Annotated in this window: 12 protein-coding genes and 1 tRNA gene; 6 read left to right on the top strand and 7 right to left on the bottom strand. The window is 47.2% G+C overall.

The window, feature by feature from the left end:
• Positions 1–120: 120 nt before the first annotated feature.
• The 7 genes from VIR50_RS04480 to VIR50_RS04450 all read right to left on the bottom strand — a co-directional run bounded on the left by VIR50_RS04480 (position 121) and on the right by VIR50_RS04450 (position 8892).
• A complete protein-coding gene (locus VIR50_RS04480; RefSeq protein ID WP_331933939.1) occupies positions 121–1932 on the bottom strand; it encodes a MutS-related protein in 1812 nt (603 codons plus the stop codon).
• A gap of 87 nt (positions 1933–2019) precedes the next feature.
• Positions 2020–2157: a hypothetical protein gene (locus VIR50_RS04475; protein ID WP_331933938.1), complete on the bottom strand. Its 138-nt coding sequence runs from the start codon at positions 2155–2157 to the stop codon at positions 2020–2022.
• Between the two features lie 3 nt (positions 2158–2160).
• On the bottom strand, positions 2161–3705 hold the full coding sequence (gene guaA / locus VIR50_RS04470; protein ID WP_331933937.1) for a glutamine-hydrolyzing GMP synthase: 1545 nt from the start codon (positions 3703–3705) through the stop codon (positions 2161–2163).
• Between the two features lie 89 nt (positions 3706–3794).
• The gene (locus tag VIR50_RS04465; RefSeq protein ID WP_331933936.1) at positions 3795–4634 is read right to left on the bottom strand and encodes a sugar phosphate nucleotidyltransferase; all 840 of its coding nucleotides are present in this window, start codon (positions 4632–4634) and stop codon (positions 3795–3797) included.
• A gap of 54 nt (positions 4635–4688) precedes the next feature.
• A complete protein-coding gene (locus VIR50_RS04460; RefSeq protein WP_331933935.1) occupies positions 4689–6230 on the bottom strand; it encodes a RapZ C-terminal domain-containing protein in 1542 nt (513 codons plus the stop codon).
• 726 nt (positions 6231–6956) lie between these two features.
• Positions 6957–8585, bottom strand: a complete 1629-nt coding sequence (gene groL / locus VIR50_RS04455) for a chaperonin GroEL (protein ID WP_331933934.1) — start codon at positions 8583–8585, stop codon at positions 6957–6959.
• A 34-nt stretch (positions 8586–8619) separates the two neighbouring features.
• Positions 8620–8892 (bottom strand): co-chaperone GroES, encoded by a 273-nt coding sequence (locus VIR50_RS04450; RefSeq protein ID WP_331933933.1) that lies wholly within the window; start codon positions 8890–8892, stop codon positions 8620–8622.
• Between the two features lie 311 nt (positions 8893–9203).
• Between VIR50_RS04450 and sppA the strand changes: the two genes are divergently transcribed.
• The 6 genes from sppA (at position 9204) to VIR50_RS04420 (ending at position 16729) form a co-directional block, all read left to right on the top strand.
• Positions 9204–10973 carry a signal peptide peptidase SppA gene (gene sppA, locus VIR50_RS04445; RefSeq protein WP_331933932.1) on the top strand — a complete coding sequence of 590 codons (1770 nt, stop codon included), beginning with the start codon at positions 9204–9206 and terminating at the stop codon, positions 10971–10973.
• 13 nt (positions 10974–10986) lie between these two features.
• Complete coding sequence (lpxK, locus tag VIR50_RS04440) at positions 10987–12168, top strand: tetraacyldisaccharide 4'-kinase (RefSeq protein ID WP_331933931.1); 1182 nt, start codon at positions 10987–10989, stop codon at positions 12166–12168.
• Positions 12053–12862: a purine-nucleoside phosphorylase gene (locus VIR50_RS04435; protein WP_331933930.1), complete on the top strand. Its 810-nt coding sequence runs from the start codon at positions 12053–12055 to the stop codon at positions 12860–12862. Before lpxK ends, VIR50_RS04435 begins: the two co-directional genes overlap by 116 nt.
• 39 nt (positions 12863–12901) lie before the next feature.
• The gene (thiL, locus tag VIR50_RS04430; protein ID WP_331933929.1) at positions 12902–13966 is read left to right on the top strand and encodes a thiamine-phosphate kinase; all 1065 of its coding nucleotides are present in this window, start codon (positions 12902–12904) and stop codon (positions 13964–13966) included.
• 228 nt (positions 13967–14194) lie between these two features.
• Positions 14195–14267, top strand: a tRNA-Phe gene (locus tag VIR50_RS04425).
• Between the two features lie 308 nt (positions 14268–14575).
• Positions 14576–16729 (top strand): TonB-dependent receptor family protein, encoded by a 2154-nt coding sequence (locus VIR50_RS04420; RefSeq protein WP_331934518.1) that lies wholly within the window; start codon positions 14576–14578, stop codon positions 16727–16729.
• The last annotated feature ends 43 nt before the right edge of the window (positions 16730–16772 follow it).

Here is a 16772-nt window from a genome sequence, read left to right as displayed (position 1 = left end):
AAGTAAAGCAAACTTTACAGAAAGTCAAACAAACCTGATATAATTAACATATTTTATTCTTCTTATTAGAATAGCAAGAGCCTATCAGCATGATTTAAAGGCAGTGCACATCCATAGTAATCACGGGGAGTCTATTTCTTTCAGCACACGCTTCAGCAAATATGTTGCATTCTGATTGCGGGCTACCCCCGGCGTGATACGATAAGAATAGGTGACGTTTTCACCCAATTCTATTTCGAAACAATAGTTTCGGAAGCGATGTGGAAGCTCGTCTGACAGCTTTGAAAGTTCCAAATCATGCGTAGCGATGACACCCGACACGGGCAACTTGCATATCTGTTCCAGAAACAAACGGGAGCCATTGAGCTTATCGAGTGAGTTCGTGCCCTTCAATATCTCGTCCAGAATAATCAAAGTGTGACCCTGACCGGAAGCCGTTCCGGCTTGATAAGACGGCAGCTTGCAGAAATGGACGAGCTGTTCCAGCCGCAACAGTTCGGCATTAAAGTAGGAAATGCCTTCAGCCAGATCATCCGTCGTACGCATGCTGCTGAACAAATTGAAGCGCGAAACCTTCATCCGGTTGGCAAAGACAGGAATGCCGTTGCGTGCCAGCACATAGTTGATTCCCAGCGTACGCAGGAACGTGCTCTTCCCCGCCATGTTGGCACCCGTCACTATCGTGTAACTCCCATCGGGAATAGCAAAGTCGTTCCTGACAGCCTCAGCCCCCAGGAAGGGATGGTACAATCCTTCTCCTTCATAAACCATCGTCTCGCTATCCACGACCTCGGCCTGCCTTGCTTCAGGATGGTTATAGACAAAGCGACCTAACGATACCAAGGCGTCGACATGGCTCAAAGCATTCATCCACGACTCCGCATGTTCGACATAGTCATCACGCCACCGCAGATAGTCCCGAATCAAAAAAAAGTCGTTCAACAGGAAGGTATCCAGCAGGAACAGGCCCAGAATATTCCCTCGCCGGTCGAGCCGCCGGATGAGATCTTCCAGCAGTCGGGCTGAATTCATCGCTGCCTGTAAACATGCCAGTTCATCTTTCATCGACTCAGGCCACTCCCGCTGTTGCTCGCAGAGACGTAACAACTTTATCAAACTTTCACTTTCGCGATGCAACAAATCCGTCTGCCGACCGATGGAACGTGCGGGCGCATTGCAGACAAGGAAGACCACGAAGAACTGCAAGGTGGCATAGAACAGGGGCAGCGTACTATCCACCACGCCCAGACTTGCCAACAAGACGAGCAAAGGCAAAACGGCGATCATGCAACAAGCCAGCACCTTGGCCCACCTCCTGCCCAGCCATCCGGGCAATTCCAGCCTTTGCATCGAGCCACGCAGAGCCAACAGGCCCAACGTATCGGTCTTCCGGTCTTGTCCAAGGGCCTGAAACGCGTCCAAAAAGGGCAGCTGCTGGCTGCAAAAAGCTATCTTTTCAGGCTGATAACAGATAGCTTTAAAGTCCAGATAGCAGGCCAACAAGCGCTTTCCTCCCGTGGTCACACAGCGGTTCATGCGAGCATACAGCGACCGGGGGCCGAATATGTCGAGGTCAAAGCTGAACGGATGGTGATAGTCGACAAACTCCTGCCCGTCGTCAAAGGAGCTATAATCGCCTCGCAGTGCCTCCAATTCATGCTGATAGACCTGCTGCAAATTTTCGCAGTCGGCTATCCGGGCAGCATTGCGGCTGTCGAGCAACCGCGTCAGCACATAACTTGCCAACGACAGGCCAACCAACAGCAAGCCACTCCAGCCCAACAATGTGCCGGCATAGAGGGCCAATCCGGCTATGAACAGTCCGAAAAAAAGTATTTCGGCCAGAATGAAAGCCCGATTGCGCCGCTTCAGTCGGGCCACAATGCCCGCCAGCGTTTCATAACGAGCCGTATAGTATTGGTAATTATCCATCAAACTATCCTTTAAATTCACACGATCATTTCAAAAAAAAAAGAGGTTGCGGCGACAGAAGTAAACTTCCATGCCACAACCCCGTTTCTATTTCACGTAATCTTTCGTTATCATATCATAATAAAGTGCCTCCAATTCAGCAAGCGAAAGCTGTTCTATGCTGTGTTCCAACTTTCGAATAAGCTCTTCCCGACGATAGTCGTCGGTCTGCCGTCCAAAGTTCATAGGCTATTCCCACTCTATGGTCGAAGGCGGTTTGGAGGAGATGTCGTAGCAAACGCGGTTCACCCCCTTCACCTTGTTGATGATTTCATTGCTCACCTTGGCCATGAAATCGTATGGCAGATGTGCCCAGTCGGCCGTCATGGCGTCCTGACTGGTCACCGCACGCAATGCCACGGGATGTTCATAGGTACGTTCATCGCCCATGACACCTACGCTGCGAATCGTCGAGAGCAGCACGGTGCCGGCCTGCCACACGTGGTCGTAAAGACTTGTCCCGTCGGGCATGGTGTAGTTGTGCATGTGCTCTATGTAAATATCATCGGCTTCCTGCAATATGCGCACCTTCTCACGGGTGATGTCGCCAAGTATCCTGACAGCCAATCCGGGGCCGGGGAAGGGATGACGCTTGATCAAACGCTCGGGCATTTCAAGCTCATAGCCCACTCTACGCACCTCATCCTTGAACAACCACTGCAAAGGTTCACACAATTGGAGCTTCATCTCCTTGGGTAATCCGCCCACGTTGTGATGGCTCTTGATGGTCATACCCGTAATACTGAGGCTCTCGATACGGTCGGGATAAATCGTACCTTGGGCCAGCCATTTGGCGTCGGTTATCTTCTTGGCCTCGGCATTGAACACTTCCACGAAGTCACGACCTATAATCTTACGCTTCTTCTCAGGGTCGGTAACACCTTCGAGGTCCTTAAAGAACTTCTCGCTGGCGTCCACTCCTATCACGTTCAGGCCCAATCCTTGATAAGCCTCCATGACTTTGGTAAACTCATTCTTGCGCAACATGCCATGATCCACGAAGATACAAGTGAGATTTTTACCGATGGCACGGTTCAACAGCGTAGCACACACGGAAGAATCCACACCGCCCGAAAGACCAAGGATAACCCTGTCATTACCCAACTGCTCTTTGAGTTGAGCCACGGTGCTCTCCACGAACGAGGCGGCACTCCACTCCTGACGGCTCTTACAGATGTCAACAACAAAGTTCTTTAGCAACAGTTTGCCTTGCGTAGAGTGGAAAACCTCGGGATGGAACTGCACTGCCCAAAGCGGATTCTTCGTACTTGCATAGGCAGCAAAGCGCACATCGGCCGTGCTGGCTATCACATGACAATCATTAGGGATAGCCGTGATGGTGTCACCATGGCTCATCCATACCTGAGAATTGGGCTCGAAGCCTTTAAACAAGGGATTCTCGTCGTCGAACTGCTGCAAGTGGGCACGGCCATACTCACGTGTTCCGGTCTGCTCTACCTTACCGCCATTGGCGTAGGATATGAATTGGGCACCATAGCAGATACCCAGCACGGGGTACTTGCCTACAAACTGCGACAAGTCAACCTTAAAAGCCTCGGGGTCATGCACCGAATAGGGCGAGCCACTGAGAATCACTCCGATGACATCGGGGTCGTTCTGAGGAAATTTGTTGTAAGGTAGAATCTCGCAGAAGGTGTCGAGTTCACGAACACGACGGCCAATCAGCTGGGTAGTTTGTGAACCGAAATCAAGTATAATTATCTTCTGTTGCATGTTGTTAAGGGTTTATATTACTGCAAAATTATATATTTTAATCAAATAAAAGCACTGCCCATGGCTAAAAAACAAGCTGAAAGTCCCACTCACAATGTCGCGAGGAAACTTTCAGCTTCTTTCAATGTCTCCAACTTACCCACATCCATCAGGCGCAAATCCTCTTTCAGATAGCCCCTTATCGGTTGCACATGGCAAGTTTGCAGGTAGAAATCTATAATGGAAAACTTATCCGGATAACCGGCCATCAGGGGCAGCAATGAGGGTGAGAAGTTGTGCATGCCCGCAAAAGCATAGAAACGTAACTGCCTCATTCCCGCCGTAGCGTCGGCCGGGCAGCTGTTCATCAGCACGCACTCTTCGGCAGTCCGTGGCATGGGCATGGCTTTCACCCAATCATAGGGGCTCTTAACCTCGCCCGTTCCCAAATGAATCCAGCCTACCAACAGCATGTCCTGATCAAATATCATATAACGCTGGGTGACCCGCCAACTCACCAGCAGCGTGGCGCCCACCTCACGATGGGACGACACATCGTCGCCGGTCATCATCGATGGAGCCAAGGAATAGAACTTACGCAGGTCCACATTACTTAATATATCGACATTATGGATAAGGATGGGACAATCTTTCCTGAACAGCGGACCGGCTTTCTTAATACCTCCTCCGGTCTCAAGCAGTCCATCCGTCTCGTCACTTATCTGAATGTCAAGGCCGAAATTATCATGCGCACGCAGGAAATCTATGATCTGATTGGCAAAATGATGCACATTGATGACCAAGTGGGTGAAGCCCGCGGCTTTCATCTTCAAGATGACTTGCTCAATGAGCGGCTGCCCACCTACCTCTACCAAGGCTTTCGGCATAGTGTCAGTGAGCGGTTTGAGCCGTGTACCTTTACCGGCCGCGAATATCATTGCTTGCATCATAACTGCGTAAGGATATTTTCTTCTGTTGTATTTTATGAAATAAAAAAGGAGGGGCTATTTGGCCTTAAGCACCTTCTCGATTTGCTGTTCCCGATGACAAATACGCACTTCCACGCCGAATTTCTCATGAATATGCTCTGCCAAATGTTGCGCGCTGTACACACTGCGGTGCTGACCGCCGGTACATCCGAAGGAAAACATCAGGCTTGTGAAACCTCGTTGCATATAGCGGGCCACGTGATGGTCGGCCAACTGATATACATGATCAAGGAATTTAAGTATTTCCCCATCATCTTCCAAGAAGCGAATCACCGGCTCATCCAGTCCGGTAAGCTGCTTGTAAGGCTCGTAACGGCCGGGGTTATGGGTGCTTCGGCAGTCGAATACGTAGCCACCGCCATTTCCCGACTCATCGGAAGGCAGGCCCTTGCGATAGGAAAAGCTAAAGACTTTCACCACCAATGGCCCTTTACCATCGTACTTGGAGAAAGTCGCGGGGCCATCTTGCGGATGGGCAGGATATACGTTAGTATCTGTGGTCTTATAACCATCGGCCCTTTGGCTCACGTGCGGCGCCTGAACGGCAAATTGGGGCAACTCACATAACCGCTTCAACATATCCATCATATAAGGATAAGGGAAGATGTCGGGATTGAGCCGCAACAGTTCACGCAGGTTCTGCATGGCCGGTGGAATGGAATCAAGGAAGTGTTTCTTGCGCTCAAAATAGCCTCTGAACCCATAAGCGCCCAACACCTGCAAGGTACGGAACAAGACAAACAAGCTCAAACGGGCCACAAAATGGCGCTCGGATGGCACTTCCACATAGTTTTTCAACGACTGATAGTAGTCAAAAATGAGCTCTCGGCGCAGCTTAAAGGGGTATTTGGCCGACGCCTGCCAAAGAAATGAAGCCAAATCATAGTAATACGGGCCTTTTCTTCCCCCTTGGAAATCAATGAAGAAAGGGTTATCGTTCTCATCGAGCATGATGTTTCGTGCCTGAAAATCACGATACAAGAAGCTCTCATTGTTCTCTGAAGTCAGGTCTTTGGCAAACATTCTGAAGTTGGCCTCCAACTTCAACTCATGAAAATCAAGCCCGGTAGCCTTCAAAAAACAATATTTGAAGTAATTTAAGTCGAACAGCACGCTGTCGGTATCGAACTCCGGCTGCGGATAACAGTTGGACCAATCCAAATCGCGTGCTCCTCGAATCTGAATTTCGGGCAGTGCCACGATGGTACGCCTCAACAATTCCTTCTCATATTGATTATAACGGCCACCTGCCTCACGGCCACCCTTGATAGCGTCGAAGAGCGAACGACGACCTAAATCGGTCTGCAGGTAGCACAACTCGTCATCTGAAACAGCCAACACCTCGGGCACCGGTAACTTCCGTGCCACAAAATGACGGTCTAAATAGATAAAAGCATGGTCCTCATCACGACTCGTGCCTTTCACACCGATAAGAGTGGAACCATCAGCGGCTGTCAATCGAAAGTATTCGCGATTGCTGCCTGCTCCCGGCAGTTTGTCTACTTGAGCCGGTTCCGCACCGGTCCAACTCTTATACAATTCCAATAATTTCTGCATATAACTATGATTTCATCAGATTGGAAACGCTATTTACAACCACCAATCTACATGCTGTTTCATTCTGCAAAAGTAATATAATCAAGCGAGAACGCAAAATGAATCCATAAAAAAATCGGATGTCATCCCGACAACCGATTTTCATAAACAAACTACTTAAAAACTAATCTACTAAAACAAATCAAAAAAAATATCGTAATCGGATTATTTCAAACAATCCGCATATAATCTTAGTTCTCGTTGCAAATATAATATTTTTTATTATACGCTCAAAAGTTTTACAATTATTTTTTATTAAATAGTGCCCTATTTGCCCATCGCCACCTATTCAAGCACCAAACACCACTTTGCCGAAGCTGCCCTTTTACACGGTCAAAAGGCTGCTTTGAGCTTGTCAAAAGCCTGCTTTGACAGCACAAAAGGCCCCCTTTGACAAACCCGCTCAACCGTGTTTATAAAATTAAGGGATAAAACTCACGCCGCCAACCATATTAAACTAAACATCCCCATTGCGCCTCACAAATAAAAAAGAGTCCATGATTACCGTAAGGATAATGATCAAAAGACCGCTGAATGTAACGAATATGGCACGCTTCACCCCATCCAAGAGCTTAAGAATAATAAACAAAAGGCTGCCGATTACAGCCTTACAAACAAATAAGGGGACAGTGCCAATGGCCTGCCCCCCCTATTATTTTAAAATAAATTTTCTACTTCTTTATCGGCTTACATCATGCCTCCCATACCCGGGGCGGCTGCCGGCATAACCGGTTTGTCCTCCGGTTTGTCTACCATGACACATTCTGTAGTGAGCAGCATGCCCGCGATGGAAGCAGCATTCTCAAGCGCTACACGAGCCACTTTGGCAGGGTCAACGATTCCGGCCTTGCGTAAATCTTCGTATTCGTCCTTGCGTGCGTTGTAACCAAAGTCACCTTCGCCCTCACGAACCTTATTTACCACAACAGAACCTTCACCTCCTGCGTTGGCCACAATCTGACGAAGCGGCTCCTCAATGGCACGTTCGATAATGTTGATACCGGTCTGTTCATCCTGATTCTCGCCCTTCAAGCCCTTCAAAGCTGCCAAGGCACGGATGTAAGTAGTACCACCACCGGCTACAACACCCTCTTCGATGGCTGCACGAGTAGCGCACAGAGCGTCGTCAACACGGTCTTTCTTCTCCTTCATTTCCACTTCAGAGTTAGCACCTACGTAGAGTACGGCCACACCACCTGCCAATTTGGCCAGACGCTCCTGCAATTTCTCCTTGTCATAAGAGCTCTTGGTGTTGGCGATTTCATTCTTTATCTGTGCCACACGGTCAGCAATGCTCTCCTTCTGGCCGGCTCCGTCAACGATGGTAGTGTTGTCCTTAGACACTGTCACCTTCTTAGCAGAACCGAGCATTTCAAGCGTTGCCTGCTCCAGCTTCAAGCCCTTGTCCTCGCTGATGACCACACCACCCGTAAGAACTGCGATGTCTTCCAACATGGCCTTGCGACGATCGCCGAAGCCCGGTGCCTTTACGGCGCATATTTTCAGGCCACCACGAAGACGATTGACAACCAATGTGGTCAATGCTTCCGAATCAACGTCTTCCGCAATGACGAGTAGAGGACGTCCACTCTCAGCGGCGGGCTGCAAAATAGGCAGAAAATCTTTCAGATTAGAAATCTTCTTGTCGTAAATAAGGATGTAAGGACTTTCCATAACACACTCCATCTTCTCTGCATCAGTTACAAAGTAACCTGAGAGATAGCCGCGATCGAACTGCATACCCTCAACCACACCGATATTGGTATCACGGGTCTTGCTCTCCTCGATGGTGATAACACCATCCTTGGAAACCTTACGCATGGCGTCGGCCAGCAACTTACCGATTTCAGGATCGTTGTTAGCGGAAACCGTAGCCACTTGTTCTATCTTGTCATAATTGTCATCTACCTTCTCGGCATGGCTCTTGATGTGTTCTACTACGCAGGCAACAGCCTTATCGATACCACGCTTCAAATCCATGGGATTGGCACCGGCAGTAACATTCTTCAAGCCTTCGGTCACGATAGCTTGTGTCAGGATGGTAGCCGTTGTAGTACCGTCACCGGCGTCATCACCGGTCTTGCTGGCAACACTCTTCACGAGCTGGGCACCCGTATTCTCGAACTTGTCCTCAAGTTCTATTTCCTTAGCCACGGTCACGCCGTCCTTGGTAATCTGAGGAGCACCAAACTTCTTCTCGATAACAACATTACGACCTTTAGGACCCAATGTTACTTTCACCGCGTTAGCCAACTGATCCACGCCTTTCTTCATCAGGTCGCGTGCATCTACATCATATTTAATATCTTTAGCCATAATCGTTTAATTTTAAAAGTAATTGATTTAAGAATTATTCTGTCACAATAGCAAGTACATCACTCTGGCGCATCATCAGGTATTTTTCGCCCTCACACTCCAATTCGGTACCCGCATACTTACCGTAGAGCACTACGTCGCCCTCCTTCAGTATCATCTGTTCATCTTTCGTACCTTGACCTACAGCCACGACTTTGCCACGCTGTGGCTTTTCTTTTGCCGTGTCGGGAATAATGATTCCACCTACTTTTTCTTCTGCCGGTGCAGGAAGTACCAGCACTCTGTCTGCTAATGGTTTAATATTCATAATCGTATAATTTTATAAATGCGTTCTGTTCATTGCTGCCCTTTGGGAAGCTAAAAGCATGCCAATGGACCTTTTTCTGACAAACTTGGCACAAATAGTGACACAAATGTCAGTCGATTAGCCCCACATGCGTTCAGGACATTTGGTCAACGCTTACCTTTCTACACCTTTATAAATATAAAAAGAATCATTTCGTTTTGGAAAATGTCAAAATTCTTTTATCTTTGCAACTAAGTCATTGCGAATATTGTCCTACTGCAACATGAGGGCACTGATTCGTCGCTTCATTCAACAACCAATATGCTATTTATATGAAAGATTTTTTCAAGCACGTCTTTGCCACGATGGTAGGACTCTTTCTCTTCGGCTTCCTGATGACCATTTTGGCCATATTTGTCCTTGTCGGTATCCTATCTACCTCAAAAACAACGACGAACATTACAGATAACTCCGTGCTCGTACTTAATTTAGAGGGCGAAATGACGGAACGAACCGAGCAAAACTTCATGAATGAGCTAAACGGTATCAGTGGAATGAGCTTTGAGGCGTACCAAAGAGCCATTCGCAATGCCACCGATAACGATAAAATCAAAGGTATTTTTATTCAAGCTAACGGCTTGGGCGCGGAAATGGCGCACTTAGAGGAGCTGCATCAAGCACTGGCAGACTTCAAGAAATCAGGCAAATGGATTATAGCTTATGGCGAAAGCATGTCGCAGGCCAGCTATTATCTGTCGTCATTGGCCGATAAGATTTACTTAAACCCATCGGGTGAGCTGACTTGGGTCGGCCTTGGCGGTGAGATGCGATACGTGAAGCACACGCTCGACAAGATAGGCATACGCGAAGTACCCGTAAAGGTGGGCAAATACAAGAGTGCCGTTGAAATCTATACGGAAGACAAGATGAGCGACGCCAACCGTGAACAAACGGAGCGATACCTCAACGGCTGGTGGAACAAAATCGTAACAGACGTAGCCGCAAGTCGCAAAATCAGCAAAGACTCGCTCAACGCCTACGCCGATCGCCTCATCACTTTAGAGGACCAGCAGCAGCTTGTGAAGACACGCATGATTGACGGTCTCCTTTACAATGACCAAACCAAAGCCGTTGTGGCCAAAATGCTGGGACAAGATAAGGACGACGAAATCAATCAGGTAGCAGTCAGCGATTTGCAGGAAGAGCCCGTTGATGGCCTATCAGACAAGATTGCTGTCTATACGGCTTCGGGCGAAATTGTGGATAATGCCACCCCACAAAGCCTCTTCAATGGCGGCAGCCAAATCGTGGGAGACGACTTCTGCAAAAACATGCGCGACTTGGCTGACGATGAAAACGTAAAGGCTGTGGTGTTACGTATCAACTCCGGTGGTGGCTCTGCCTATGCCTCGGAGCAAATGTGGCACCAGATTATGGAACTGAAAAAGAAAAAGCCCGTCGTGGTATCAATGAGTGGCGCCGCAGCTTCGGGCGGTTATTATATCAGTAGTGCGGCTAACTACATCGTTTCTGACGCCAACACCATCACGGGAAGTATCGGTATCTTCGGCATTGTTGAAGACCGAAGCAAACTATATACTCAAATCTTGGGTATGAAATTCGACGAGGTAAAAACCAACCGTAACTCGGTGATGAGCGCTGATGGACGTTTCCTTACTGACGAACAGTTCACCTTATTGCAACGCAGCGTTGAGCGGGGCTATCATTTGTTCAAAAAACGTGTGGCCGAAGGTCGCCACATGACGATGGAGCAGGTAGAAGCCATTGCCCAAGGACATGTTTATTTGGGTTCGGACGCTCTTCGTATTCGCTTGGTTGACGCATTGGGCAATCTCGACACGGCTGTCAAGAAGGCGGCCCAATTGGCCAAACTCGACGACTACAGTGTGACACGTTATCCTGAAGAGCAGGGCTTAATGGAGCAATTGCTCAATATAGACGACAGCATGGATAGCTATCTGAACGGCAAACTCAAGCTGTTATTGGGCGACATGTATGAGCCGCTCAAGATGAAGCACGACTTGGAAACGATGGATCGCATTCAAGCACGTCTGCCTTTCTATCTCTCTATTGTAAAATAAGACTGATACGCCCATGAGAACCGAAGGTGATTTTATCAAAATCAACGAATGGCTGCTGCCGCTAAGTTGGCTGTTTGAAATCGTTGTGCGCTTCCGCAACAGTCTCTTCAATATGGGGCTGCTCAAGAGCAAAGCCTACGACGTACCTGTCATTTCCGTGGGTAACATCACCGTTGGAGGCGCCGGAAAAACTCCTCATACAGAGTATTTGGTCAGATTGTTGAGCGATGACATGCGAGTGGCCGTTTTATCAAGGGGCTACAAACGCAAGACACGGGGCTATGTGTTAGCCGACAGTGAATCCACCATGAAAGAGATTGGGGACGAGCCATTCCAAATGAAGACCAAGTTTCCTAATCTGACCATTGCGGTAGACGGTAACAGAAGACGGGGTATTGACCACATCATTCATGATGAACTCACCAAAGATACGGACGTCATACTATTGGACGACGCTTTCCAACATCGTTATGTAAAGCCCGGTATCAATATCTTGCTGGTGGATTACCACCGCCTGATTATCTACGACAAGATGTTACCGGCCGGCCGCTTACGTGAACCGCAGTCGGGGAAGAACAGAGCGGACATCGTTATCATCACCAAATGTCCCAAAGACTTGAAACCGATGGAGTTCCGGGTACTGACCAAAGCCATGGACCTCTATCCCTATCAGTCGCTCTATTTCTCGACAATCGATTATTGCGACTTGATTCCCGTATTTAATAAGGACATTCCGTCTCTACCCCTTCAAGCGGTTCAGGGCAAAAACATTCTGTTGCTGACCGGCATAGCGTCGCCCGATCAATTGGTGATTGACCTTAAAGGCTATCATGCCGACATCACCCAACTGACTTATGCCGACCACCACCACTTTACAAGCAAGGATCAGGAAAATATCAACAAAGCCTTTGAAGCATTGGCAGAACCTAAGATGATTATAACGACAGAGAAAGACGCAGCCCGTCTCCTATCTGCGGAAAATCTTAATCAGCAGGTTTGTGACGCCATGTTCGCCCTGCCGATAAAGGTGAGATTCATGCTTGACCAAGAAGAAAACTTTAACAATCAAATCATAAGCTATGTACGAAAAAATTCAAGAAACAGCATTCTGGTTAAAAGAAAGGATGACCACAAGCCCAAAGACAGCGATAATTCTAGGAACAGGCCTCGGACAATTAGCTTCAGAAATAACTGACAGCTACGAGTTTCCCTACTCTGAAATACCCAACTTTCCCGTATCAACGGTAGAGGGACATGCCGGAAAACTCATCTTCGGTAAGTTGGGTGGCAAGGACATCATGGCAATGGAAGGCCGATTCCATTACTATGAAGGCTACTCCATGAAGGAAGTGACGTTCCCCGAACGTGTTATGTACGAGTTGGGAATCACCACTCTCTTTGTCAGCAACGCATCGGGAGGCATGAATCCTAAGTTCAAAATCGGAGAACTTATGATTATTGATGACCACATCAATTTCTTCCCCGAACATCCATTGCGTGGCAAGAATTTCCCCACAGGCCCCCGTTTCCCCGACATGCACGAAGCCTACGACAAGAACTTGCGTGACTTGGCTGACGCCATTGCTGAAGAAAAGGGCATTAAGGTTTCACATGGAGTTTATGTAGGAGTACAAGGACCGACGTTTGAAACACCTGCGGAGTATCGTATGTACCGTGCGCTTGGTGGCGACGCCGTCGGCATGAGCACCGTACCCGAGGTAATCGTGGCACACCATTGTGGTATCAAGACATTTGGTATCAGCATTATCACCGACCTTGGTGGCTTTGACGTGCCCGTAGAAGTGAGCCACGAGGAAGTTCAGAAGGCTGCCAATAGCGCTCAACCTCTCATGACCGAGATTATGCGGGAAATGATTCGTCGCTCTTAAAAACAACCTCTCTATATATAAATAGGTAAAGGAAAAAGAATGGAAATATCTAAATTGGGTGAGTTTGGGCTTATCGATCATCTGACACAAGACATCAAAAATAAGAACAGCTCTACACGATATGGGGTTGGCGATGACTGTGCCGTGCTTCATTATCCTGACTCGGAAGTGCTCGTTACATCTGACATGCTAATGGAGGGTGTGCATTTTGACTTGACTTATATTGACTTGGAGCACTTAGGATATAAAGCCGCGACAGTCAATATCAGCGATATTTTCGCAATGAATGGCACTCCCCGCCAACTCATAGTCAGCATCGCACTGAGCAAACGATTTAATGTGGAGGACATGGAAGCCTTTTATACGGGGCTGAAAGCCGCTTGCGACCGCTGGGGAGTGGATATTGTAGGAGGCGACACGACCTCTTCCTATACGGGACTTGCCATCAGTATCACCTGTGTTGGTGAGGCAAGAAAAGAGAAAATTGTCTACCGTAATGGGGCACAAGAGACAGACCTAATATGCGTAACGGGTGATTTAGGCGCCGCCTATATGGGCCTCCAACTCTTAGAGCGGGAGAAATCGGTGTACTATCAGCAAGTGGAAGAAGCACAGAAAAAAGGTGATAAAGCCGCATTAAAGGAGTTACAGAATTTCCAACCTGACTTTGCTGGCAAAGAATATCTCCTTCAAAGGCAACTCCAACCCGAGGCAAGAGGAGACATGATAGAGAAATTACGGGAAATGAACATCCGTCCTACCGCCATGATGGATATATCTGATGGGTTGAGCAGCGAATTACTGCATATCTGCAAACAAAGTAATTGCGGTTGCAGGATATACGAAAACAAACTGCCCATTGACTACCAAACCGCTGTTATGGCCGAAGAGTTCAACATGAACCTTTCGACATGCGCCCTCAATGGAGGTGAAGATTACGAATTACTCTTCACTGTTCCGATAGGGGATCATGAAAAATTGGAGAATATGGATGGCATTCGCCAAATAGGATATATCACAAAACCATCATTGGGTTGCATGCTTATCACCAGAGACGACCAAGAATTTGAGCTAAGAGCACAAGGCTGGAATCCGCTGAAATAAGTTCTGAATATCTTATTTTACCACATTAGCCGTTTCAATCAACTGATTTACTGATAGAATCAATCGATTGAAACGGCTAATTATTTTATCTACAGACAAACTCAACACCCTCTCCAAACAGTAGTGTAAACGCCTTTTTGTTAATAAGATTTAATTTAATAGACTTTCCTCTGCCATTTACCCATACTATTCATAAATATTATTACCTTTGCACTCGCAATAAACAATGGTGCCATAGCTCAGTTGGTAGAGCAAAGGACTGAAAATCCTTGTGTCCCCGGTTCGATTCCTGGTGGCACCACTGCAAAGCAGTCAGAATATGACTGCTTTTTTTATTGCTCCAAATCCCAGCACTACTCCGGACTTTCTTTTAATTTAAGCCGCATAAATACCTACTTATAGTGATTGTAGGAAAGAAAGAAAACATCTAATTTTGTCGGCGATTTATAAGTAATTAACAAAAAAACATAAAAGGAAATCTGAATGGCATTGAACATCAGCGACAATCTTTTATCGTGCCGCTATGCAAAATGGACTTTGACAATATTGCTTTGTCAAAGTCTTGCTATCGTTTGTGCTCAAACGAACGTCGGCACGCAACGTCCTAAAATGGACTCAGTTACTCACAAGCTACAAGAAGTCGTTGTCACGACAAATCAGATTTTAGGTAGCAAGTTTCAAGCCCAAAACCGAACAGGGTCGGCTTATTATCTGTCTCCACAGGAAATTGTAAAATTCGGCTACACCGATATTAACCGTATGCTCAAAGCTGTTCCGGGGGTAAACCTATATGAAGAAGACGGCTATGGCCTACGTCCCAACATCAGCTTGCGTGGTACACAAGCTGAAAGAAGTGAACGTATCGTCATCATGGAAGATGGAATATTGGCTTCACCGGCCCCCTACTCCGCACCGGCTGCTTATTATTTTCCGAATGCGGCACGTATGTATGCGGTCGAAGTGTTAAAGGGAAGCAGCCAAGTTCAATATGGTCCATTCACTACGGGAGGTGCCATTAACCTTGTCTCTACACCCATTCCCAATCATTTCAGCGGCAAAGCGCAATTATCATACGGAAGTTTCAACACGTTAAAAGCCCATGCCCACGTGGGTGATCGTTGGAAACATTTTGGCTATATGGTGGAATATTTACGCTACCAATCCGATGGTTTCAAGAAGAGTACAGCCGGAAAGCCATTCGGCTTTTGGCGTAATGACCTTATAGCAAAGGTTATTCTCAATACCGCAAAGGAAGAAGGCATGAATCATTCCTTGGAATTAAAGTTTGGATATGCCAATGAGAAGTCGGACGAATCCTATGTCGGACTTTCTGAAACCGACTTCCAAAATACCCCCTTTATGCGCTATCCCGGCGCCGACAAGGACAACATGCGCACTAATCATCAACAATATGTGGCGACATATCTGATGAATTTGGGGACGAAATGGCAACTGACAGCTAACTTATACTATAATCGTTTTCATCGTAATTGGTACAAACTGAACGATGTCAGAGCCAGTGAGGAAAAGCAGGACAAGGCCGGTATTGCACAAATATTGGAAGCCCCGGAAACTAATCGCCGCTTTATGGATATTCTTATCGGTAAAACCGATCGCTACAGTCAGGCTTTAATAGTGAAAGCCAACAACCGAACCTACCACTCACGAGGCTTTCAAGTAAAAGCCAAATATCGATTTAATATAGGTGAACATTATATAAATACAGAAGCAGGACTAAGATTACATAAAGACGATGAGGACCGCTTTCAGTGGAATGACGCTTATGCCATGAAGCAGGGGGCAATGGAACTCTATCTCCCGGGCATTCATGGAACCGACGCCAACCGCATTACTGAAGCAGAGGCAACGGCAGCTTACGGCTTAGTTAAATGGGCATACCACAAGTGGACCGTCACAGCAGGTATGCGTTATGAACAAGTCAATCTGCTCAATAAGGACTATACTACCGCAGATTTACTAAGAACAGGGCACTTACGTCAAGAAATCAAGAATAGCGCTAAGGCTTTTATACCCGGTTTAGGTATCCATTGGCAAGTATTAGACCCGCTTTCTCTCTTTATCGGAGTTCATAAAGGCTTCGCTCCACCATCTGCCACATTAGGACAAAAAGCAGAAAGCAGTATCAACACGGAAATCGGTACACGCTATAACACGCGCAATTTGGCCATCGAACTTATAGGATTCTATAACCGTTATGATAACATGTTAGGAAGTGATCTTGCCGCTTCGGGTGGTACCGGCTCCCTTATTCAGTTCAATGTTGGCAAGGCCGATGTTAGAGGTCTTGAGTTTCTTGTGCGCTGGCAGCCACTTCCCGCAGCTTGGAAAGTGCGCTTGCCCTTACAACTTTCCTATACTTACACAGATACTGAAATGAAAAGCCGATTCAGTAGCAGTGCTTGGGGAGAAGTTTTTGAGGGTGACGAGATTCCCTACATCAACAAACACACACTCAATGGGCAAGTTGGCGCAGAATACAAGCAGCTAACATTCAACGTAGGAATACATTATACAAGCGATATGCGCACCACTCCCGGACAAGGAAACATCGCGAAATTCAACAAAGTACCTGCAAGATTAATTTTCGATGCGGCAGCTAACTACCGGTTTAACAAGCAAATAACCTTCACCGTTAATGCAGTAAACCTGACCAACAAACATTACATCGCTTCACGACACCCCTCCGGTCTGCGCCCCGGACATCCATTCGGTATTTACGGCGGTGTAAAATTTATTTGGTAAACACATTATAACAAGATATACAGACTCTATAAATATAATGGAC

This window comes from Prevotella sp., from assembly GCF_036570325.1.
Lineage (GTDB): Bacteria > Bacteroidota > Bacteroidia > Bacteroidales > Bacteroidaceae > Prevotella.
Note: the sequence above shows the minus strand (reverse complement) of the source record. Positions and strands in the feature narration are given on the sequence as shown.